Below are 21,194 nucleotides of genomic sequence, written 5' to 3'. Positions count from 1 at the left end.
GGAACGAGAGCAGAAGATATACTACGAGAAAGTGAGCGGGAACAATATGGGCCGTAAGTGGAACAACATTAAAGAAAAAAAGGCGTCGAAGGATGCCAACACAAGTCGCATATACGCAAAGTTCGGCATCGAGATCTACGTGGCGGCCAAGCAGGGGGAGCCGGATCCGGAATCCAACCGCGCATTAAAGGTCGTGCTCGAGCGGGCTAAAACGTACAACGTGCCAAGAGCGATTATAGACCGTGCGCTGGAGAAGGCCAAAGGCAGCGGCGACGAAAACTACAGCGAGCTTCGTTATGAAGGCTTCGGACCGAACGGTTCGATGATCATTGTCAATGCGCTTACGAACAACGTGAATCGGACGGCGTCGGATGTACGCGCGGCCTTCACGAAAAACGGCGGCAGCATGGGTGTGAGCGGGTCGGTAGCCTATATGTTCGACGCAACGGCAGTCATCGGTCTGGAAGGCAAATCGGTGGATGAAGTGCTGGAGCTGCTCATGGAGGCGGATGTAGAGGTTCGCGACATTCTTGAGGAGGACGAGGCGGTCATCGTGTATGCAGAGCCCGACCAATTCCACGCTGTCCAGGAAGCCTTGAAAAGCGCGGGCATTACCGAGTTTACCGTAGCGGAGATTACCATGCTCCCGCAGAATTATATTACCTTGCCGGCAGAGGCGATGCCTCCATTCGAGAAGCTGATCGATACGCTTGAAGACCTCGAGGATGTGCAGCAGGTATTCCATAATGTAGATTTTGAAGAGTAGGATGAAAGCCCCGCAGCCAATTTGGCTTCGGGGTATTTTTGTCCCTCCCCCCTGAAAAGGCTGGACCGCTCCGTATATTACTTAGTATCCGATGCATCCGGAACATCACCTAAAGAAAAGGACGGAACCAACATGAACAAGCTCTTAGTCAAAAGTATTTTAATTGCCTCTATGGCATTTAGCGCGGGTATAGGCAGCGCCCACGCCTCGCAGGATCCTGTGGATAAGACGAATCAGCAGATTCCTTCCGCAGCTGTTTCTACAGAACAGGAAGCTGCGACCCTTGCAACAGCAAAGCCGGCATTGGTGCCGGGAGATTTCTTTTATTTTATCAAAGCGATTTATGAAAGCATCCGCTTGGCGATTGCGTCGGGTGAGATCGAGGAGGCCAAGCTGCTCTCGGGGTATGCTCATGAACGGCTGGCGGAGGCGAACGCGTTATTGGCAGCAGGCAAGGAGGATGCAGCGGCGCAAACGCTTCAGCTCTCCCTTGAGACGCAACAGCTGGCGCTAGAGAAGGTGTCTGCGAAATCCGAAACTAAGAAAGCAGCTGAAGCTATTCAGCCGGCCACTGTGAATACCGTAGAAAAGGAAGACGCCGATTCGGAAGCTGCAGCAGAAGCAGCTGCGGCTGTGAAGGCGGCAACGAAAGCAGAAGCAACCGAGGAAGCGGCAGAGGCTGTGAAGGCGAATATGAAGCAAAATATTGTTGCGCTAACGGCGGCTCTAGAGAAGGTTGGAAATCCGAAGGCACAGCTGGCGCTGCTTCGCAATATTGAGAAGTCTTTCGAGCACATGGAGAAAAAACTGGCGAAATCGGAGCAGAAGCCGGCAAAGGAGCCTGCGAAAGCAGAAGAAACGATAGGGGAAACGGTACCTGAAGCCGCACAGGTTACCTCTGCAGTCACAGCAGCATCCATTACGACATCTGCTGCTGTTGTGATAGAAACGGAGCAGGAGCTTAAAGCAAAGTCGCTCAAGGTAAAAGAAAACGAGACCGATACAGATGCAGAACACCCTAAGCAGCAAATGAAGCAACAACCAAAAGAGAAGAACGAGAATCACGCGAACGGCAAGGAAAAAGCACCTGGTCAGTTGAAGGAAAAGGAGAACGGAAACGATCGCGGAAAGCAGTAATCATACATACGATTATGAAAAAAAGAATCGCCTTACAAGCGCTTAAAGCACTTGCAAAGGCGATTTTTTTTACTTCCTCATGACGTATTCCCAATATTTCAGATGAGCGTAAGGATTCATAGCGACCCAATTGGCATCGTACATGCCGAAATGAAGATGAGAGACGAAGGTGCCCGAGGTTCCTTCCGGACCGTAGCCGGTGCTGCCTACATAACCGATCAGCTGCCCCTTTGTTACGGTTGCGCCTTTACTCATGCCTTGAGCATATTTGCTCATATGAGCATAGTACAGAATATATCCCTCGCTTGTACGTACGGTCAGCCTCCAGCCGCCAAGCGTATTCCAGCCGTAATTGATAACAACGCCATCCGTCGCCGAGTAGATCGGCGTTCCTTCAGCAGCCAGGATATCCGTTCCCTCATGCGTGCGGTCGCCGCCATAGGATCGCGACTCCGCCCACGTGTCGGTGAAGGGCTCATAGGTACTTGACCTTAAGGGGAACTGAGCATCCTTAAGAAAGGCAGGGGCGGAAGGTCCGGATTCTGCTGCCTTCATAGTCATATTGTTACTTGACGCTGTGAGCTTCAGGACTTGTCCAACATAAATGACATCGGAGGTTAGCTGATTAAAGCTCTTGAGTTCGGCAATGGTTAGACCATAATCCCTTGCAACGATAAATAGAGAGTCCCCAGCAATGACCGTATGAGTGGCATAAGAGCCTTTTTGGGCTGGGATAGACAGCACCGTTCCTGTCTGGAGGTTATCGGAGGTGAGCTGATTGCGCAGCTTGATATCCGCTACAAGCACCTGGTATGTCTGCGCGATTAAATATAAAGAGTCGCCTGCTTTCACGGTATAGCGGATCTCCGGAGCTGTAAGGCGCAGCGTTTGGCCTACGTAGATCATGTCGCCCGTTAATCCGTTCCACTGCTTAAGCTGAGCAATGGTTACGTTGTGTGCTGCAGCAATTTTCCAAAGCACGTCGCCCGCTTTTACTTGATAGGTTGGCTCCGCGGCATAAACGGGACCGAAGGCTGAGGCTGTGAGCGCCGCGGCGAGCGCTAGGGAAATCCAATTCTTGTTGGTCTTTTTCCTTTTCATGATGTCTCGGACTCCTCCCTTGGTTCTGGGTATACAACCATATTTATCGGAATTCATGTCTGCTTCGGTAAGAACCAAATAATGGAGCGGGGACAGATAAATTAACTGTTGTTAATTTTTGAGAGGGGTGGTAAAATGGCTATACTTCTATCCCTCAAATTGGCAGGTGTCTATGCAGTATTTAAAGAAGGAATTGAAAGAGCTTCTATTGAAGGTTGCCTTGCGACAGTTTTCGCTCTATGGCTATGAAGCAACGACCATGAGGAGTATATCGAAGGAAGCGGGCATTACGGCACCTAACATTTACCGGTATTTTAGCAGCAAAGAGGAGCTGTACAAGCAACTGGTTGTACCGGCTTATCATGTCATCAAAGACCTTTTTCGAATGAATGCGAATGCCACGTTAACTCCAGCTGAGGTAGGGCAGATACTGCTGGGACGTTTGCCGCAGCTATTGCAGCATTACCGGGATGAATTGATCATCCTACTCGACGGCAGTAAAGGAACCACGTTCGCCGGTGCGAAGGAAGAAATTACGGTAATTCTAAGTGAGGATATAGCAAGACATATCGGCGTTCTGAATAAAGAAACGGGAGCCCCAGTGTTTGACCAGATGATGGCAAGACCTATGGCGGTCAGCTTTCTTGAGGGAGTGATGGATATCATTCGCCGACATGAACATCCTGATGATATCGTCAAGCTGACAACCCAGTTCATTCAGATGTATTTTTTCTGGAGCGTACGAGTTTAAATTTTTTTTACTCCAATAATGAACGATTGTAAATTATTCATCATGAGCATAGATAAGGAGCGGACAGCCATGAACGGACAGGAAGTTGATTTGGCAAAGTTGAATTATGAAAATAGTATTGAGCTATTGATTGAGGGACAGTGTTACTTGCTGGAGGACAAATTGTTCGGGATGATCACTCAAATACAAGAAATCAGCTGGGAAGCGACGAAGGGAAATAACCTGCCCCTGATCATTCAAGAGCTTATTCAGCTCCAACAGGAGTTTTGCGTGCTTACGAGAGAATTACAGCGGCAATTAATGAGCTTCGATGGAAGCCTGGAGCTTAAAGAGAAGAAATGCGGATAAGTAGTCTCTTCGTCCTAGGACCCTATGGATGAAAAATGAATATTTTTGTAGATTCCACAACAGGAAGAGAGTATAATCATATTATTGACTAAAAATTTACCAAATAAATGCATTGAGGTGTGTCGTATGGATTCGAATCACTTTAGTCATTATACGGGAAATCACGATCAGCAATATGATGCCTTTGATAAGACCTACGGACTAGGACGTTCGGATAATCCTGTGTTCGTCGATGATTACTTCCGCACGGACGGAACTTATGTGAAGGCTCATGTGCGATCACATCCCGATCATAATCCGTTTAACAATTATTCCTATCCCGGGAATGTGAATCCGTTTACCGGTGAAGTGGCGACAGGGGACCCGCTTACTTATCTAAGCCATTATGACGTATCCTTTCAGAGTGTATTACAGCATGCCAATCCGCTTGCTCACATCCAAGAATATACAATGCCGCCGCTAACATTTAATTAATCCTGATCCCGGAAGGGGCCTGCAACTAGGATGTGCGGGTCTCTTTTTTCTTCCCTATTTGTTGTGAGAAAGGAGCTTGTTACTAACATGACGGGAATTGATTTAACATGGTATCGCACGCGAAGCCGGAAAATTATGGGTGCACTGGAGCGAATACAGGAGGCAGCGAAGCAGCTTGGTGTCGAATCGGCGGGGCACACGCTTGAATCGACGAAACGGGAACTAGCTGACGAGGTGTTTAAACTCGTTGTCGTCGGTGAGTTTTCCAGGGGGAAATCTACCTTTGTCAATGGCCTTCTCGGCAGGCGCCTGCTCCCATCTTCGCCGAGTCCGACAACAACAGTATTAAGCAAGCTGAAGTTCGCAGCCGAACCGTACTACTGTCTCCATTACCGTGACGGCAGACCTAGTGAGAAGATAACGGAAGAGCAATTTCAAAACATCGTTGCACCGGTTGAACCGGATACAGATGATTCCGGTGCAGTGTTGGAGCGGGAGCGGAGGATGGAGCAGCTTGGCGAGATTGCTCACGCTGAAATCGGATATCCGACGGCGATATGCCAAGGCGGGGTTGAGCTCATAGATACTCCGGGAACGAATGATCTGGATGCGGCACGGGAGGAGATTACCTATAATTTTATCCCAAGTGCCGATGCTGCGATCATCGTATTATCCGGAAGGCAACAGCTGACGGAAACGGAAATGAGTTTTTTGAAGGACAGGTTACTGAAGGCAGACATTCAAAAGCTTTTCTTTGTCGTCAATTTCAAGGATGTATTGAAAACGGAAGCTTCACAAAGAAAGGTAATGGACTACATACAGGAGCATCTTGCTCCGATCACAAAGAATGCGAAGGTGTTCCTCTTATCCGCCAAGCAAGCGTTGGCCGCACGCAGGCACGCTCTGGGCGAAGCGGTTAAGGGGGAGATCGTACCAATGGAGCAAACGGGTTACTTGGAATTCGAGGCGGCTCTCGGAGCCTTTCTAAGTGAGGAACGGGGAGGAGCTAAGCTGGCGAAGCCGCTCGAACGTGCGATGCGTATAGCAGATGAGCTGAAAAGAAATGCAATCCGGCTTCCGCTTTCCACCATTGGCATGAATCTCATAGAGCTGGAAACCCGGACGGCCAAAGTACAGGAGGAGCTCAACCGGGTGAGCCGAGCTGCAATGGAAACTGTACAGCGGTTGCGGACAGCGCTCACAAGCGGCGGCTTGCAGCTTCGTTCGCAATGGGAGTCGGGCCTGCATCAAGTCGCGACAACCGCTGTTCAGGCCGTATCCTTCTACACGGGTCCGCTCCAAAAGGAGGAATTGGCACGCACGATTGAAGCGGCTGTGGCCCCCGTACAAACGAAGCTGCAAGAGCGCATTCGTACTGAGCAGCATGCCCTTCTCGAAGAAGAGGTGAACCGGGCGAACCGCCGATTGGAGCAGGAATGGGAGGCCATTGACCGCACCATTGTAAAATCGCTGCTGCCCCGCACCGGAGACGAATCAGGGCAAGACGAGGAATATAGCGTATATTACGACGAGGACGAGGTCATTGTGAAGACAGGGCTCGGATCGCTGGGACTGCTTGGCGTGGTAATCGGACTTCATGTCGCCCTGCCGCTTGCCATACCGGCCCTCTTCTTTGGGGGTAAGTTCTTGTATTCTTATTTTGACGGAAAGGTCCGGGAACGTGCACTGGCTGAAATTCGCGTACAAGTGGAGCGGCGGTACCGGGATGTGATTCCGGGGATGTGTACTGATTTCGACAGGCAGTGGAGCCGTATGGTTGACGATACTATAGGACACTTTGAAACAGAAATTCGTCGAAAGCTCGGCTCCATTGAACAGCAGCTGCAGAGGGTGCTGGCGGAGAGGAATTCAGAAGCGTCGCAGATTGAGCAAAGAAAATTGTTCCTACACCGTCTTGAGAAGCAATTGAACGATATTATTGCAGGCTTAGCCCCTCTTGCCGAAGAACTGACGGGGAGGCAGCGTGCGCATACTTTAGGAGGAGGCACCCAGTGATGAGCAATTACGATATGGATAAGGAGCAATTGCTTGAGAGGCTGAACAGGGTACGGACGGCTGTAAGCGAGCTTCTCCCTGATTCGGTTTTCCTTACCCAATTGGAGGAGCTTCGATCGGAGCTTTATGACGATTTCTGTACGGTAGTGGTGTTAGGCGAATTCAAAAGAGGGAAATCGACCTTCGTTAACGCCCTGCTTGGCGAAGAACTGCTTCCGGTGGATGTGACCCCGACAACGGCTACCATAAATGCGATTCACTACGGGGAGCAGTCGGGGCTCGCCGTCTACAAGCAGGACGGATCCGTCGAGCGCGAGGAGCTGTCTGCAGAGGCTTTGCGTAAGTATTCCGTAGATGGAGCGGCGAACCCGGAAGAGGTTCGATATTTGAAAATAACCATGCCGGCGCCGCTGCTTCAGCCGAACGTCGTACTTGTCGATACGCCGGGTGTGGACGATCTGAACCGGCAAAGGGCAGAGGTTACCTATCAGTTCATACCTAAGGCGGATGTATGTATTTTTTTACTGGATGCAGTATCGCCGGTGAAACGCTCGGAAAAGGATTTTCTTACAGATACTCTCTTGTCCGAAGGACTGGATCGTATGATTTTTATTGCCAACTTCTATGACCAAGTGGACCAAGAGGAGGCAGAAGGACATCTGGAGAATATAAAAAGACGTCTGGCGGGGGTACTTGGAGGCCAGAAGCCGAAGGTGCTTCCTTTCAGCGCGACGGATGCACTCGACGCCAGAGTGACGAAGGACTTCGACAAGCTTCAGCAGTCCGGTTTTACCGCTGTGCTCGAGGCAGTAGAGGGGCTCATTCAGCACGGCTCCCGGGGTGAGACGAAGCTGACCCGCTTCCGCAGCCGTTTGAAAGCTCTAAACGGTTCTATCGGGAGGGAACTGGAGGGGCGCTTGGCACAATTGAACGAATCCAGTGCAGAGCTGGCCCTGAAGCTGGAGGGCGTGGAGGGATTGATTCGTCGTCATGGTGCGATCCGTGTCCAAATGGAGGACTATGCGAGGGACCGGGAAACCGAAATGCTGGCGATCGTCCGCAAATCGCTGCGGCACTTTGAAGAGCAGTTGAAGGAGGATATGCAGTTTACCGTCCAGCAGTATATGGGGCCCCAGTTAAAGGAATTTGTAGAAACGCAAATCCCTATGCAGGTCAAGCGTCGATTCAAGCAGTGGATCGAGCAGCATACTCCTTCCATACTAAAGCTGCTTCAAATGTTGGAGCAGGAGCTGGCCACGGCTCTTGCAACGGAGTTCAATACTTCGCTTCGATCGCTGGAAGTCAAGCAGCGTTCAGATGAAATCGATTCCCCGGAGGGAAATGTTTCAATCACCGCAGCAGACCTTTCCAATACGCCTATAATGGCGGGCCTGTTAGCAGGCGGCGCAGGCATGCTGGCAATGCTACTCGGCGGACCTTTGCTTCTGCCCTTGGTGGGAATGGCCGGATATCCTTTTATCCAGAAGCACATGATGCAGGATCAATTGAAGAAAGCAAAGGAAAAATTGCTGCCGGAGCTGGATGCGGTACTGGATCAGGTCATGGAGGAGTTCGGGCGAAGCGTCGAGCAGTGGCTGCTTCAGAATGCGGCTTCCATCCGGAAAGCCGCCGATTCACGTTATATGGAGATCGTGCGCATGCATCGAATGAGGATTGATCAGGATATCGCGGGAGTCATGCGCGCCCAGGAGGAAAAGGAGCATGAACAGCAGCGGTTGATCCAAGCAAGAGAGGATCTTATCACATGGGGGTACAGCCTATGATGCTGCCTCTCTTTGGCATTACCGTGCTGATCGTTGCCTTGATTGCAGGTCTTGGCTTACTGTGGTCCCGGCTAAGTCGTTCTGACTCCAAGGGAAAACCTTACGAAGCTTTGATAGAAGGAAGCTCTGATTTCAGTAAGCTAGAACAGGGGGCTTTGTCGACAGCATCACTTGTACAGAAGATAACGAGAATGTCCGCATCTGAGCTGAGCGCCATAAAGACGCCATCGTACCCCGCCATACCCGAGAAAGCATACTTGCTGCCTGCTGACGTCATGGTAGGTACAGCGGCGGAACGGATGGCTTCCCTCCTGGAGCCTTATCCAGAGCTGCAGGAGCACAAGCAAAAGCTGGAAAAGCTTGCACAGGATGCAGCCAAGCCGTTGCTCCTAGTCATTATGGGACAATTCAAGACCGGTAAATCCAGCTTTATCAATCAGCTTCTCTGCATGGAGGACTGCCTGAAGGTGGAGGTCACGCCGGCAACTGCCGCTGTGACGATGCTTAGCTACGGGGAGCAGCCCGAGGTTGTCGCCCACCTGCTAGACCGCACGGAGCAGCGCTTTCCGTACGAGAGTCTGCACTCCCTTTCAGCGGAAGGGGACGCGGAAGGAGCTCGCTTGAGGAGCGAATTAGATTATCTGGAGGTTCGACTTCCGGTCGAGCTGCTTAAGAAGGTTACCATTGTTGATACTCCGGGACTCAATTCCGACATCCAACACCACACGAGGGCGACAGAGTACTTTATCGACCGAGCGGATCAGGTGTTATGGCTGTTCTCCTATGGGCATGCGGCAACGAAGATGGAAGTTTTAACGCTGGGCAGACTCAGGGGAGCATGGAAGCCGATCGGTGTTGTGAACCGCATTGATGAACACGATCCTGAGGAGGGCGACTTGGATGCCTTCCTGAGGCAGGTGCATCGCCGACTGGGAGATCATGTGTGCCGCTTAGTGGGCGTTTCCGCCCTCCAAGCAGCGGAAGCCAGGACGAACAATGACGCGATGCTCCTCGCAGAAAGCCGATGGCCGCAGCTGGAGCAGGTGCTGCAGGAGGAACTATACGATAAGGCGGCGATGAAGAAAGGGGTTCGCCTGTTATCCTGTCTCCGGGAGATTGTGACCGGGCTGCATGAGCAAGTGCTTGCAGAGCACGCTCAATTCTCGCAGGCGGATGCGTTCGTAAGGGACCAAGAAAAAGCGATGGAAGCAGCGGCGGGTAACCGCAAGAAAGTAGCCGAGCTGCTCAGCATATGGTCGGGCTTCGATCCCGAAAGCGCCTTCTATCGGTTGAAATCCAACTATCCGCTGCCGGAGCTGATTCAAGAGCAGGACAAGCTAAATCAACAGGTGAACATGATGATCGGTGTCCAAGAGGAGCTGGGCAGGGAGCGGAAGCTGCTCGATCAAGCCTATGAAGCGAATCAGCAAGCCATTGAGCACCATAACAAGGAACATGTGCAGCTGGAGAAGGAGTATGCGGAGTACAACAAATCCGGGATGTTTGGAGGACGGCCCATTTTTGATTTCGACGGTATCAGCAAACGGCTTGATGCCCGTGCGAAGCTGCTTGATGAGCGGGCGAATGAGCTGAATTCGGAGAAGGAGCAGCTGCTCTCGCGGCACCAATTATTTCTTGCCCGTCTGGAGCGTAACGAGCAAGAAGCCTATGAGCTTTCGCAGCTTGCGGTTAAACACATCCAAGCTACACTGGATGAACTGGACAAGCTGCTGAATCATCAGGGGGAGGCTGAGGCGAAAGCAAAAGCTACGGCTTCGCAGTTGTATTGGACGGTAGCGGCGAAGCCGAAAACCGAGATGTTAGTAGGAGGCGAGCTTGCCGCCATTGTTACTTCGCTTGAGAGAGAAGTAGGGCTAGCTGATCGCGACAGTACAGCAGCGTCCTTAAACTATTCTTTAGCCCGATTGCAAGAGCTGGAGCAGCTACTTCTCTCCGAACCGGCTGAGGTGTACCATGGGGCGGCAGAAACAGCGGCTGCGGCAGAAGTCGGACAATTTGAGGCAATCCAGTCGGGCAAGAACCGAATTGCTGAACTCGATCTGCCGGCTTTGATCGCAGCATTGCAGCCGGGAGAGGAGCTTGTTTTGGAGAAAGGGACTTACATACTAACGCAAACTTTGGTATTAGACAAACCGATTCGTATACGAGGTGCCGGAAAACAAGCTACCGTTATTCAAGGAGCTATTGAGACCCTGCTTAAGCTGGACGGGAATCATAAGTGGTACATCGAAGGCATCTCTTTAGACTTGTGTAATACCGTTGGAACCATTGCCCGGATCGATAGCGGAGAAGCCCACTTCCAAAACTGCGGTTTCACCGGTGCAAGAACCGTGGAGCATCCGACGGATACGGAGGAAAGAGGGGCGGCTCTTGCCTGGAGAGACTCTTCCGCCGGCAGCATAATCGATTGTCATTTTCACGGCAACAGCGCCGGTTGCAGCATGCTTTCTTCAAGTAAGGTCACCGTACAATCCAGCCGTTTTTGGGACCATCCCTATACTGCGCTTTATGCAGGGGATCACACGACTCTAAAAGTAACAAACTCCGAGATCACGCATAGTGGAATAGGCGTCTACTTGGATGGGCAAGCCAAGGGATATTTCGAAGGGAACCGCTTGTGGTGCAACGAAGTGGGAATCGCCGGAAGCGACGAAACGGAGCTTACTATCAAAGAGAATGAATTCAATCATAATGAAGAGGATGGCATTCAAGGACGCGGGAAGGCTTTTATCACCGCGCTTGGTAACAGCTGCTCGATGAACATTCGTGGCATCAGCTTGTTGGATTCGTCCAGCGGTTATATTGCTGCTAATGTTTGCACAAGCAATCTGTCTACTGGTATCAGCTATGAAACCAAAAGCTCGCTTATTGTTGAAAGGAATATCTGCACATGGAACGGAGAGGCGGGGATCTGCCATCAGGCCGACGGACCGACGCTGTTGGCCGGTAACGATTGCAGCCATAATATGCTGCATGGCATGTACTTCACGGGCACAGGCCAACATGCGGCGGAAGAAAACAAATGTAACCACAACCACGACGGCGGTATGACCGTGCATGATAATATAGTCCTAACAGCCAAGTCCAATGAATGCAGCGATAACTTCTTTGGTATCATTCTTTGGAAACAGGTAGAAGCTACGCTTGAAGACAACCGCTGTAATAACAACAGAACCGGGGGAATTTTCTGCGGCGGTCAGAGCAGTGTAACAGCGCTGCGTAACGAGTGCAACGGCAACAAGACGGGAATAGGCTTAGGAAATGAGGCACATGGCACCATATCAGAGTGTATGGCTAATAACAATGAGCTGTACGGTATCGGCTTCGGACAGCTATCGTCAGGGCGCGTTGTTGCGAATGCTTGCAGGCACAACGGTGAGGGGGGCATTGCTGTTATCGAGCAATCGGAAGCTGAGGTGTATAGCAATACGTGCAATGATAATAAGTTTGCAGGCATTCTCATCAGCAGCAGCGGAAAGTGCAGGGCTCATCAGAATCGGTGCATGACCAACGAGCAGGGGATCCAGGTTGCTTTTCAATCCAGTCCTGAGCTGAACAAAAATGAGTGCTATCACAACCGGGGCGACGGGATCGCCTTCACGGATGAGGCTGCAGGCTCCGCCGTGGAGAACGACTGCTACCAGAATGGGCTGGACGGTATATATGTCACCGGATTGAGTAAACCGCGGCTGGAGAGGAACATATTAACAAAAAATGGAAACAGCGGCATTCACGCGGATGAACGAGCCAAGCCTGTTATTCATTACAACGTGCTGAAACAAAACGAAGGTTATGGCATTCAATTGAGCGGACAAGCCCTTCCGAATATCGGAAAGAATACGATGCAAGCGAATGAAGCCGGAGACATTTCAAAATAATTCGATTGTTTGTTAACATAATAAATAATATGTAAACAAAAAGAAACCGCAGCTACCTCCCCAGAAGGGGAAAGGCTTGCGGTTTTTCCATTTTTTTCACTCTAGTCCGTAATGGGCTTTCCATCCAGCGTAATCGCATCACTGCTCTGAATGCGGTATACAGGGCCAAGCTTGGGCTGTATCGAGACGTTTCGGAAATGAATATCCCGTGCATAGGAGCACTCGACACCTTCGTTAGCAGTGACGGTCAGCCCATCGATTTCAATGCGCTCGATCGGCATTTCCGGCAAGCCCTTGAACAAGACGGCTTTTCCCGCCCCGACACAGAGGGAATCGTAAATATGGATGTCCCGGAACCTAGGCGTCTCCTCGCTAACCGGAACGGCGTCTTCTCCTGAAGGATCCTTCACCTCATAATACATGTTGAAGGTAATAGCCTCCCCGGCAATGTCCTTCATCCGCACGTTACGAATATGGATATGCTCGACTTCTCCGCCGCGGCCGCGTGTGCTTTTGAACCGCAAGCCTACATCCGTACCGATAAAGGTACAATCCGTAACCCACACATGCTTCACGCCGCCGGACATTTCGCTCCCGATCACAAATCCGCCATGACCGTGATACACCGTGCAATTCGAGATGAAGACATATTCGCAGGGCTTGCCCAGGCGGCGGCCGTCCTCATTCTTACCGGATTTCATGCAAATCGCATCATCCCCGACGTCAAAATGGGAATCCAGGATTTGTACATAGCGGCACGATTCCACATCAATACCGTCTCCGTTTTGCGCGTACCACGGATTTCTTACGGTCACGTTCCGGACGGTTACGTGCTCGCACAGCCAAGGGTGGAGGTTCCAGCTGGGTGAATTTTGAAACGTCGGCCCCTCCAGTAATACGTTTCGGCACTGTCGAAAGCTAAGGAGAACAGGTCGAAGGTAATCTCTTGCAGGAGTGAACAGCTCGATATCCGTCGCCTCGGATGCCAGCAGCTCCTTGACAAGAGCTTGTGCCTGAAGGGCTTTCTCCGTCGGCCACCAGATCTCTTCCTTGCCGTGATCCACCACACCGCCTGACTGAACGAGCTTGCTCCACTGGCGATCCGTCATCTTCCATTTTTTCACCGGGCGCCACGCATCGCCTGAGCCGTCAAAAACGCCGCTTCCTGTAATTGCGATGTTCTCCGCGTTCTCGGCTGTCAGCGGGGAGGTACAGCGAACCGTACGCAAGCCCTCATACGTCGAGTAGATCAACGGATAGTCGTTGAAGTTCGAGCTGAAGATGACGAGGGCACCGGCTTCCGCATGGAGATTCACATTGCTTTTTAGATGGATAGGACCGGTAAGCCAAATACCGGCTGGAATGACGACTCTGCCGCCGCCGGAAGCGGAGCAGGCCTCGATCGCCTGGGAAAATGCGGATGAATTGTGGAATATTCCGTCCCCGACCGCACCGTAATCGGTAACGAGGAAATCCCGGTCCGGAAACTGCGGTACGACGACCGGGGGCATATCTTGTATGGATTGCTGCCATTGTTCATGTACTGAAGCTTTCATACGATCTCTACCTTTCCCTGAGTCATGTTGTTGAACACCTACTATTATTAGTGAAACGGGTTAAAAAATCCATCATTCGCAAGAAAGGACAAGATAGAGAAGCCAAGGGCAATATATGAGAAGTTCAGGGAAGCTTACTAGGAAGGCGAGTGGTTTTGTAAAATAAACTGAAAATTCAGAACAAAATTCGTTCTGATTCCCAAGGTTTGGGAATATTAATGTATCGTGTACGATAGTGTTTGTTGTCTCCCATAAAGAGCAGTGAAGGATCCATGTCATGTAAGATCTTCATGCGAGCGTTTACTAAGCTAACAGGAGGCTATCGCGAGAATTGAAATGGGACACGCTTGCAGTATTCTGGAAACAAAATGAGGTGATCGCTCTGGAAGCAGCGAACAAGGAAGCCATGCTATCCTCGACGGATCAAGTAAGGCTAAGGAAGGCATCGCCGCTTAAGAAAATGAGTAAGGTTTGGCAGCTGTACGTACTGATAGCCCTCCCGGTGATTTATATTTTCCTCTTCAAGTACATCCCGATGTACGGGGCTCAAATCGCATTTAAAAATTATGTCGTCACCAAAGGAATTTGGGGCAGCGACTGGGTGGGGTTTCGGCATTTCATCCGATTTTTTCATTCTTATGAATTTTGGCGGCTCATGCAGAATACGCTGGTTTTGAGCTTTTACAGCCTGCTGGCCGGGTTTCCGTTTCCCATCATTCTTGCGTTAAGTCTTAACTATGTGAAAAACCGGCTGTTTAAAAAATCGGTCCAGATGATCACCTACGCGCCGCACTTCATTTCGGTTGTCGTCATGGTGGGCATTATTCTCGAGCTGCTGGATCCGAGAAACGGCATTGTCAATATGATTCTGAAGGCTCTGGGCTTTGAAGCGATCAATTTTATGGGCGTACCCGAGTACTTTAAATCCATTTATGTATGGTCCGGCATCTGGCAAAGCGTCGGCTTCTCCTGCATCATCTATCTCGCAGCCCTCTCGAGCATCGATCCGGCGCTTCATGAAACGGCGGTGGTGGACGGAGCAAGCAAGCTTCGCAGAATGTGGCACATCGATCTGCCGGGAATCATGCCGATCGCCATCATCATGCTGATTATGAACACCGGCCACGTGCTGGACGTCGGATTTGAGAAGGTGCTGCTTATGCAAAATCCGCTTAACCTCCGCACGTCCGAGGTCATTGATACTTACGTGTATAAGGTGGGGCTCGCTTCCCAAGCGATGAATTATTCGTATTCCTCCGCCATCGGTTTGTTCAAATCGGTCATCAATTTGATTCTTCTGATTCTCGTCAATAAGATTGCTCAGAAAACGAAGCAAAACAGCCTATGGTAAAGAGAGGAGGGACAGAAATGGAGAACCTCCGAGAGTCTGCCGGGGACCGATTGTTTTCGATCATCAATTATACGGTGCTGTCCTTATTTCTCATTACCATCCTGTATCCGCTAATCTATATTGCAAGCGCTTCAATCAGCGATTCGCAGGCCGTCATTGCAGGCGAGGTGTGGCTATGGCCCGTAAATCCAAGCTTGGACGGCTACACTGCAGTATTCAAGCACAAGCTCATCTGGATCGGCTTTCGGAATTCACTGTATTATACGGTGGTCGGTACCCTGATCAATGTCGTCATGACGATTCTTGCGGCCTATCCGCTGGCACGGAAAGATTTTTACGGGAAAAACGCTTTCATGTTTTACTTCGTCTTCACCATGATGTTCTCGGGCGGCTTGATTCCTACTTACATGATCGTGAAGGATCTCGGGCTGCTCAACACCACTTGGGCGATGCTTCTTCCCGGGGCGCTCGCCGTCTGGAATATGATCATTACCCGGACTTATTTTCAAACGACGATTCCCGACGAGCTGCTCGAGGCCGCACAGCTGGACGGCTGCAGCGATTTCGGTTTTGTGTGGAGGATCGTCATTCCGCTTTCGGGACCGATCATCGCCGTAATTACCCTTTTCTACGCAGTGGGCCATTGGAATTCCTTCTTTAACGCGTTCATCTATTTGAAAAATCAAAACCTGTACCCGCTTCAGCTCGTCCTTCGGGATATTCTTGTGCAAAATGACGTCGATCTGACGATGCTCACCGATGTGCAGGAAGCTGCGAGAAAGGAAGGCTTGCGGGAGCTGCTGAAATACTCTCTCATTGTCGTTGCCACACTGCCGTTGCTTGTCGTGTATCCGTTCGTCCAGAAATATTTTGTCAAAGGCATTATGATCGGTTCTCTAAAGGGGTAATGGCTGAAAAGGTCCTAAGGAGGGGTTCCATTGAAAAAGTGGTCTGTGCTTTTGGTTGCCCTTGTATTTGCCGTTGTCACGGTGCTTAGCGGTTGTTCATCGGATTCGGGCCAAGGGGGCGATTCGGGCGATGCGAAAGGAAAAACGGCGATCACTCCGCCAGGTCAGCTGCCCATTGTGAATGAGAAGGTCACGCTCAAAGTACTTGTACGAGGCAACAGCTCGGTAGAGGACTTTGCAACGAACGAATTTACGAAATGGCTGGAGGAAAAAACAAACATCCACATTGACTGGGAGGTTGCCCCCGAGAAGTCGGCGACGGAAAAGCTGAACCTGGTGCTCTCCAGCGGGGAATATCCCGATGTGATCATGGGCTTCGGCGTGTCCCCGACACAGATGATGATCTTCGGCACCCAAGGCGTCTTTCTCCCGCTGAACAAGCTGATTGAGGAATACGGCGTCGAGACGAAGCGGATGTTCCAGGAAACGCCGAGCGCTAAGGATTTGATTACAGCCCCGGACGGCAATATTTATGCGCTGCCTCAGGTCAACGAATGCTACCATTGCTTCCTGTCCCAGAGAATGTGGATCTACAAGCCTTGGCTCGATAAGCTTGGGCTCGCCATGCCGACAACGACGGAGGAATTCCGCGAGGTGCTGAAGGCGTTCAAAACGAAGGATCCGAACGGCAACGGCAAGGCCGACGAAATCCCGATGGCCGGTAATCCGATTAATTTCCGCGACGGGGTCGATTCCTTCCTCATGAATTCCTTCATTTATAACCCGGCGGATAAGAGGCTATTGCTGAATAACGGCAAGGTAGATGTGTCCTTTAATAAGCCGGAGTTCAAGGAGGGCCTGAAATACCTCCGAAGCTTGTATGCGGAAGGCCTTATCAGTCCGCTCTCGTTCACACAGGACGCCAATCAGCTAAAGCAGATGGGGGAGAGCGAGGTACCGATTCTGGGGGCTTCGTCCGGTCATAATATGGGAACGCTGGCTACGCTGAACGGCAAGAGCGGTCGATGGCTGGAATATGTCGCCGTACCGCCGCTGAAAGGACCGAAGGGGGTGCGGCTCGCCGCTTACAATCCCTACGCCGTAAGCAACGGCCAGTACGTGATCACCAAGTCGGCGAAACATCCGGAGGCTGCCTTCCGGTTGGCAGACTATATGTACAATCAAGAAGTAACCTTGCGTTCCATCCACGGCAGGATCGGGCAAGAGGTGCGGATGGCGGAGAAAAACGAAATCGGCATTAACGGCAAGCCGGCGCTTTGGAAGCAGCTCGTCGGTTGGGGACAGATCCAGAATGTCCATTGGAGCCAGACCGGACCGAGCTACCGCACGAGCGACTTCCGCTTAGGGGAGGTGGCGAGCCCCGACCAGCCTCTGGAGCCAACGCTGTACAAGGAGACGAAGGAAAAGATGGAGCCCTACAAGGTATCGCTTGATCAAGTGCTGCCGCCCCTGTTCTTTACCTCTGATCAGGCCTCCGAGCTGGCGGATCTCGATAAGGTGATCAATGATCATGTGAAAGAAATGATTGCCCGCTTCGTGACAGGAGATGTTGATCTCGACAAGGGCTGGGACGGATATATAAAGAATCTGGAGAATATGAATCTGAAGCGTTATTTGGATATTTATCAGCAAGCCTACGATGCAAAGTTTAAGAAAAAGTAGCCTTAGTCAGCTTGTCCCCGAGCCATCGTGACTCGGGGAGCTTTTTTATCTAGCGGTAATTTCGTTTGTAGTCCAAGGGGGTGATCCCTTCGTGCTGTTTGAAGACGGCGCAAAAATAGCTGGTATCCCAGAACCCTACGCTCCTGCCGGCCTGCGTAATGGTGACGTCCCTCTCAAGCAGAAGCTCCTTCGCTTTCTGCAAGCGAAGCTTGGTCAGGTAGGCGGTCGGGGTCATTTGCATCGTCTGTTTAAAAATCCGGCATAAGTACTGATGAGAAATCCCTGCGGCGCCGGCCATCTCGCTCAGAGAGATATTCCTGTCGTAATGCTGCTCCATATACTCCTGCACTTGATTCAAGAGACTGTAGGCTGCCGTATTGGCGGGAGTTCGCTCATCCACGACGCAGCTCGGCAAATCCAGGAGAAAGTTGTACAGCTTCCCGGTGGTGTTCAAGCCGATATCGTGATGCTTGCTGCAGGCGGCGGTAAAAATGTCATGAATGTGCCTTTCCAGAAGCTGTGCGTTTTGCAAACGGTATACCTTGGATTTCGTCATGAGAAGCTTTTGCAGCAGCGGCCGTATCCCGAAACCGTGAAAGGCGATCCAGTGGGTTTCCCATGGCTCCTCGAGCGAATGGTATTTGTGCGCGACTCCGGGGTAGATCAGCATCCCCATATTCGGTTCCAGCACATATTCCGCTGCGTCCAGCAGCAGCCGGCCTTTCCCTTGAATCGTATGAAGCCATATAAACTCCGTATAGCCGTGCTGGCGATGGATCGGGATTTGGTTCTCCATTCCCCCGACGCTATATAAATACACAGGCAGCAGCGACCGGTTCGTTATGACAGGAACAATAAATTGCCTCATCGCGTTCTCCTTATCGTTTCAAAAATCAATAGAATACGAAATATTTCGGATTGATAACGCCATGGAAACGCCTTACGATGGTAGAGAAACAAAGGTTATCAAGGGCTGTGTGTATGCTAGTTTTACTTTAATATATTCTTATAACTGATTCAATGGAACAAAAGAAAGGAGCCATCCATTTAATATGAACCAACAGGAGCTGCTGCTTTGGTATAACAAGCCGGCTGAAGTATGGGAGGAAGCTCTTCCTATAGGAAACGGACGGCTGGGCGGTATGATGTTCGGGGGTACGCAAAAGGAGCTCATCCAATTGAACGAGGATACGGTATGGTCCGGTCCTCCGGGTAGGGAGGAGATGGACCGTCCGTTTGCCGGTTTGGATCGGGTAAGGAAGCTTATCGCCGAGAAGCAATTCGTGGAAGCGGAGAAAATCATCGCGCAGGAGGTGCAGGGACCGTATACGCAATCATTTCTGCCCTTGGGGGATTTGCATATCGACTTCCATGGAACGGAAGCCGTCACATCCTATAGGCGGAAGCTCGATTTGCGAAATGCCACAGCCCAAGTGGAATATGAGCAAGCAGGGCGGAAGTACGGTCGGGAGGTATTCGCCAGCGCGCCGGAGCAGCTTTTGGCCGTAAGGCTTTCCTGCAGCGAACCGACGCTTCGATTCTCAGCCTCGCTCGATTCGCAGCTTGAGCACAGCATCGAACGTCTTTCCGATCGTCATCTCGTACTGAAGGCCAAATGCCCGACCCATGTGGAGCCGAACTATCGCCGGCATATCGAGAATCCTGTTCGCTATGAGAATCGGCCCAGTGTGGAGCTTGAGCTTCATTTGTATGTACATATTGAGCAGGGAGCGGTTGTAACGAATGACGCAACTCATGTTGAGATACACGATACGAGCTCCGCGCTATTGATTATAACGGCGGCTACATCGTATCCCGATTTGACGGCGGAGGACCGACATGATCGGCTAAGAGCCCAGTGTATGGAAAGGTTACAACGCGCTCTCTCTATGACCTATTCCGAGCTGTACCTTAGGCATCAAGAGGAGCACCGGTCGTTATTCGACCGGGTAGAGCTTGATCTCGGCATCACAGAGGCTGCCCATCTGCCGACCAACGAACGGTTGGACCGATTTCGCCATGGCTCGGATGACCCCCAGCTGGCAGCGCTTTTCTACCAGTTCGGCCGATATTTGCTGATTGCCTCCTCCCGGGAGGGTACGCAGCCGGCCAATCTGCAGGGCATCTGGAATCGGCAGCTTCGGCCGCCCTGGAGCTCCAACTATACGACCAATATCAATACGGAGATGAATTACTGGCTTGCCGAAACCGGTAACCTAAGCGAATGTCATGAGCCTTTATTTACGATGATTCGCGAGCTAAGCCAATCAGGTCGCAAGACGGCGGCAACGAGCTTCGGCTGCCGCGGCTGGACGGCTAACCATAACGCGGATCTTTGGCGGCTCAGCAACCCGGTCGGGGAAGAAGGAGGCGACCCCAAATGGGCGTTCTGGCCGATGGCCGGGGCGTGGCTCTGCCGTCATCTTTGGGAGCACTATGCATTTGGCCTCGACGAGGATTTCCTAAGGAATCAAGCTTATCCGATCATGAAAGAAGCGGCGCTATTCTGCCTGGATTGGCTAGTTGAGGACGCCACCGGGTACCTCGTAACAAGTCCGTCCGCCTCTCCGGAAAATAAATTTATTGCGGATAACGGCCAAGAGGCCTCGATCAGTATGGCCTCCACAATGGACATGTCGTTGATCCGGGACTTGTTTGCGAACTGTATAAAGGCAATCGACATCGTGGGGGAAGACGCAGAGCTCCGGGAGCAGCTAAGAAAGGCGAGCGAGAGGCTGTACCCGTTTAAGATCGGGAAGCACGGCCAGCTGCAGGAGTGGTACCTGGACTTTGAGGAGGCAGAGCCGGGGCATCGCCACATTTCCCATCTATACGGGCTGTACCCCGGTGACGAAATACAGCTTCGCCGAGATGCGGAGCTTAGCGAAGCGGCCCGCATATCGCTGGCGAGAAGACTGGAGCACGGCGGCGGGCACACCGGCTGGAGCTGCGCCTGGATCATCAACGTCTTCGCACGGCTCGAGGATGCCGCTAACGCCTATCAATACGTGAAGACGCTATTGCAAAAATCCACCTATCCGAATCTGTTCGATGCACATCCGCCTTTCCAGATCGACGGGAACTTCGGAGGTGCAGCCGGAATCGCGGAGATGCTGCTGCAAAGCCATGCCGGAGAGATCAGTCTGCTGCCCGCGCTGCCGGAAGAATGGAAGAAGGGATCCGTTAAGGGATTGCGGGCACGAGGTAACTTTGAGGTCGACCTGTCCTGGGATGCAGGCCGATTGCGGGAAGCATCCATTCGGTCGGGTTCGGGCGGACGCTGTATCGTTAGAACGAAGCATACGGTCATCAAAGTCACAACGGATGGCGAACCGGTTGCTTGGGAAGAAGCAGGCCCGCTGCAAATTTCATTTTTAACCGAAGCGGGAGCCGTATATCGAATTTATTGCTGAGCTTCAG

The 21,194-nt window shown here is 51.5% G+C and carries 15 protein-coding genes; 12 read left to right on the top strand and 3 right to left on the bottom strand.

Translation table 11 applies throughout. The annotated features are described in order from the left end of the window. Window positions 1–46 precede the first annotated feature (46 nt). Together RAC89_RS00950 and RAC89_RS00945 are read left to right on the top strand one after the other, a co-directional pair. A complete protein-coding gene (locus tag RAC89_RS00950; protein ID WP_306616013.1) occupies window positions 47–766 on the top strand; it encodes a YebC/PmpR family DNA-binding transcriptional regulator in 720 nt (239 codons plus the stop codon). Window positions 767–898: 132 nt separating this feature from the next. Then, the gene (locus tag RAC89_RS00945; protein ID WP_306611192.1) at window positions 899–1,903 is read left to right on the top strand and encodes a DUF5667 domain-containing protein; all 1,005 of its coding nucleotides are present in this window, start codon (window positions 899–901) and stop codon (window positions 1,901–1,903) included. 69 nt (window positions 1,904–1,972) lie between these two features. Here RAC89_RS00945 and RAC89_RS00940 read toward each other — a convergent pair whose 3' ends face one another. Further along, window positions 1,973–3,004, bottom strand: a complete 1,032-nt coding sequence (locus RAC89_RS00940) for a LysM peptidoglycan-binding domain-containing protein (RefSeq protein WP_306611191.1) — start codon at window positions 3,002–3,004, stop codon at window positions 1,973–1,975. A 172-nt stretch (window positions 3,005–3,176) separates the two neighbouring features. On the opposite strand from RAC89_RS00940, the gene RAC89_RS00935 reads away from it, so the two are divergent. The 6 genes from RAC89_RS00935 (at window position 3,177) to RAC89_RS00910 (ending at window position 12,276) form a co-directional block, all read left to right on the top strand. After that, window positions 3,177–3,755 carry a TetR/AcrR family transcriptional regulator gene (locus RAC89_RS00935; RefSeq protein ID WP_306611190.1) on the top strand — a complete coding sequence of 193 codons (579 nt, stop codon included), beginning with the start codon at window positions 3,177–3,179 and terminating at the stop codon, window positions 3,753–3,755. Window positions 3,756–3,824: 69 nt separating this feature from the next. After that, on the top strand, window positions 3,825–4,103 hold the full coding sequence (locus RAC89_RS00930; RefSeq protein ID WP_306611188.1) for a hypothetical protein: 279 nt from the start codon (window positions 3,825–3,827) through the stop codon (window positions 4,101–4,103). Window positions 4,104–4,229: 126 nt separating this feature from the next. After that, entirely contained in the window at window positions 4,230–4,577 is a 348-nt protein-coding gene (locus RAC89_RS00925) for a hypothetical protein (protein ID WP_306611186.1), read from the top strand. 87 nt (window positions 4,578–4,664) lie between these two features. Next, on the top strand, window positions 4,665–6,593 hold the full coding sequence (locus RAC89_RS00920) for a dynamin family protein (protein ID WP_306611184.1): 1,929 nt from the start codon (window positions 4,665–4,667) through the stop codon (window positions 6,591–6,593). Beyond that, a complete protein-coding gene (locus RAC89_RS00915) occupies window positions 6,593–8,377 on the top strand; it encodes a dynamin family protein (protein ID WP_306611182.1) in 1,785 nt (594 codons plus the stop codon). Before RAC89_RS00920 ends, RAC89_RS00915 begins: the two co-directional genes overlap by 1 nt. Next, on the top strand, window positions 8,359–12,276 hold the full coding sequence (locus RAC89_RS00910) for a right-handed parallel beta-helix repeat-containing protein (protein WP_306611181.1): 3,918 nt from the start codon (window positions 8,359–8,361) through the stop codon (window positions 12,274–12,276). The genes RAC89_RS00915 and RAC89_RS00910 overlap by 19 nt, the downstream gene beginning before the upstream one ends. Before the next feature lie 101 nt (window positions 12,277–12,377). On the opposite strand, the gene RAC89_RS00905 is transcribed toward RAC89_RS00910, so the two are convergent. Next, window positions 12,378–13,832, bottom strand: coding sequence for a glycoside hydrolase family 28 protein (locus RAC89_RS00905; RefSeq protein WP_306611180.1), 1,455 nt, complete (start codon window positions 13,830–13,832; stop codon window positions 12,378–12,380). A gap of 460 nt (window positions 13,833–14,292) precedes the next feature. Between RAC89_RS00905 and RAC89_RS00900 the strand changes: the two genes are divergently transcribed. The 3 genes from RAC89_RS00900 to RAC89_RS00890 are packed head-to-tail and all read left to right on the top strand — an operon-like array spanning window position 14,293 to window position 17,774. Then, the gene (locus RAC89_RS00900) at window positions 14,293–15,183 is read left to right on the top strand and encodes an ABC transporter permease (RefSeq protein WP_373429997.1); all 891 of its coding nucleotides are present in this window, start codon (window positions 14,293–14,295) and stop codon (window positions 15,181–15,183) included. Between the two features lie 17 nt (window positions 15,184–15,200). Then, window positions 15,201–16,091, top strand: a complete 891-nt coding sequence (locus RAC89_RS00895) for a carbohydrate ABC transporter permease (RefSeq protein WP_306611178.1) — start codon at window positions 15,201–15,203, stop codon at window positions 16,089–16,091. A gap of 30 nt (window positions 16,092–16,121) precedes the next feature. Then, entirely contained in the window at window positions 16,122–17,774 is a 1,653-nt protein-coding gene (locus RAC89_RS00890; protein ID WP_306611177.1) for an ABC transporter substrate-binding protein, read from the top strand. A 49-nt stretch (window positions 17,775–17,823) separates the two neighbouring features. Here the strand turns inward: RAC89_RS00890 and RAC89_RS00885 are convergent, their stop codons facing one another. Next, window positions 17,824–18,642: a helix-turn-helix transcriptional regulator gene (locus RAC89_RS00885; RefSeq protein WP_306611175.1), complete on the bottom strand. Its 819-nt coding sequence runs from the start codon at window positions 18,640–18,642 to the stop codon at window positions 17,824–17,826. Window positions 18,643–18,826: 184 nt separating this feature from the next. Between RAC89_RS00885 and RAC89_RS00880 the strand changes: the two genes are divergently transcribed. Continuing rightward, window positions 18,827–21,187: a glycoside hydrolase family 95 protein gene (locus RAC89_RS00880; protein WP_306611174.1), complete on the top strand. Its 2,361-nt coding sequence runs from the start codon at window positions 18,827–18,829 to the stop codon at window positions 21,185–21,187. Window positions 21,188–21,194: the final 7 nt, after the last annotated feature.

The sequence above is a fragment of the Paenibacillus sp. GD4 genome, from assembly GCF_030846225.1.
Lineage (GTDB): Bacteria > Bacillota > Bacilli > Paenibacillales > NBRC-103111 > Paenibacillus_G > Paenibacillus_G silviterrae.
Note: the sequence above shows the minus strand (reverse complement) of the source record. Positions and strands in the feature narration are given on the sequence as shown.

Bases quoted from the DNA above. Each gene is read 5' to 3' on its own strand.
- RAC89_RS00940 (WP_306611191.1), bottom strand. From the start codon at position 3,004: ATGAAAAGGAAAAAGACCAACAAGAATTGGATTTCCCTAGCGCTCGCC.
- RAC89_RS00935 (WP_306611190.1), top strand. From the start codon at position 3,177: ATGCAGTATTTAAAGAAGGAATTGAAAGAGCTTCTATTGAAGGTTGCC.
- RAC89_RS00925 (WP_306611186.1), top strand. From the start codon at position 4,230: ATGGATTCGAATCACTTTAGTCATTATACGGGAAATCACGATCAGCAA.
- RAC89_RS00910 (WP_306611181.1), top strand. From the start codon at position 8,359: ATGGGGGTACAGCCTATGATGCTGCCTCTCTTTGGCATTACCGTGCTG.
- RAC89_RS00950 (WP_306616013.1), top strand. From the start codon at position 47: ATGGGCCGTAAGTGGAACAACATTAAAGAAAAAAAGGCGTCGAAGGAT.
- RAC89_RS00895 (WP_306611178.1), top strand. From the start codon at position 15,201: ATGGAGAACCTCCGAGAGTCTGCCGGGGACCGATTGTTTTCGATCATC.
- RAC89_RS00915 (WP_306611182.1), top strand. From the start codon at position 6,593: ATGAGCAATTACGATATGGATAAGGAGCAATTGCTTGAGAGGCTGAAC.
- RAC89_RS00945 (WP_306611192.1), top strand. From the start codon at position 899: ATGAACAAGCTCTTAGTCAAAAGTATTTTAATTGCCTCTATGGCATTT.
- RAC89_RS00920 (WP_306611184.1), top strand. From the start codon at position 4,665: ATGACGGGAATTGATTTAACATGGTATCGCACGCGAAGCCGGAAAATT.
- RAC89_RS00930 (WP_306611188.1), top strand. From the start codon at position 3,825: ATGAACGGACAGGAAGTTGATTTGGCAAAGTTGAATTATGAAAATAGT.
- RAC89_RS00905 (WP_306611180.1), bottom strand. From the start codon at position 13,832: ATGAAAGCTTCAGTACATGAACAATGGCAGCAATCCATACAAGATATG.
- RAC89_RS00885 (WP_306611175.1), bottom strand. From the start codon at position 18,642: ATGAGGCAATTTATTGTTCCTGTCATAACGAACCGGTCGCTGCTGCCT.
- RAC89_RS00880 (WP_306611174.1), top strand. From the start codon at position 18,827: ATGAACCAACAGGAGCTGCTGCTTTGGTATAACAAGCCGGCTGAAGTA.
- RAC89_RS00900 (WP_373429997.1), top strand. From the start codon at position 14,293: ATGAGTAAGGTTTGGCAGCTGTACGTACTGATAGCCCTCCCGGTGATT.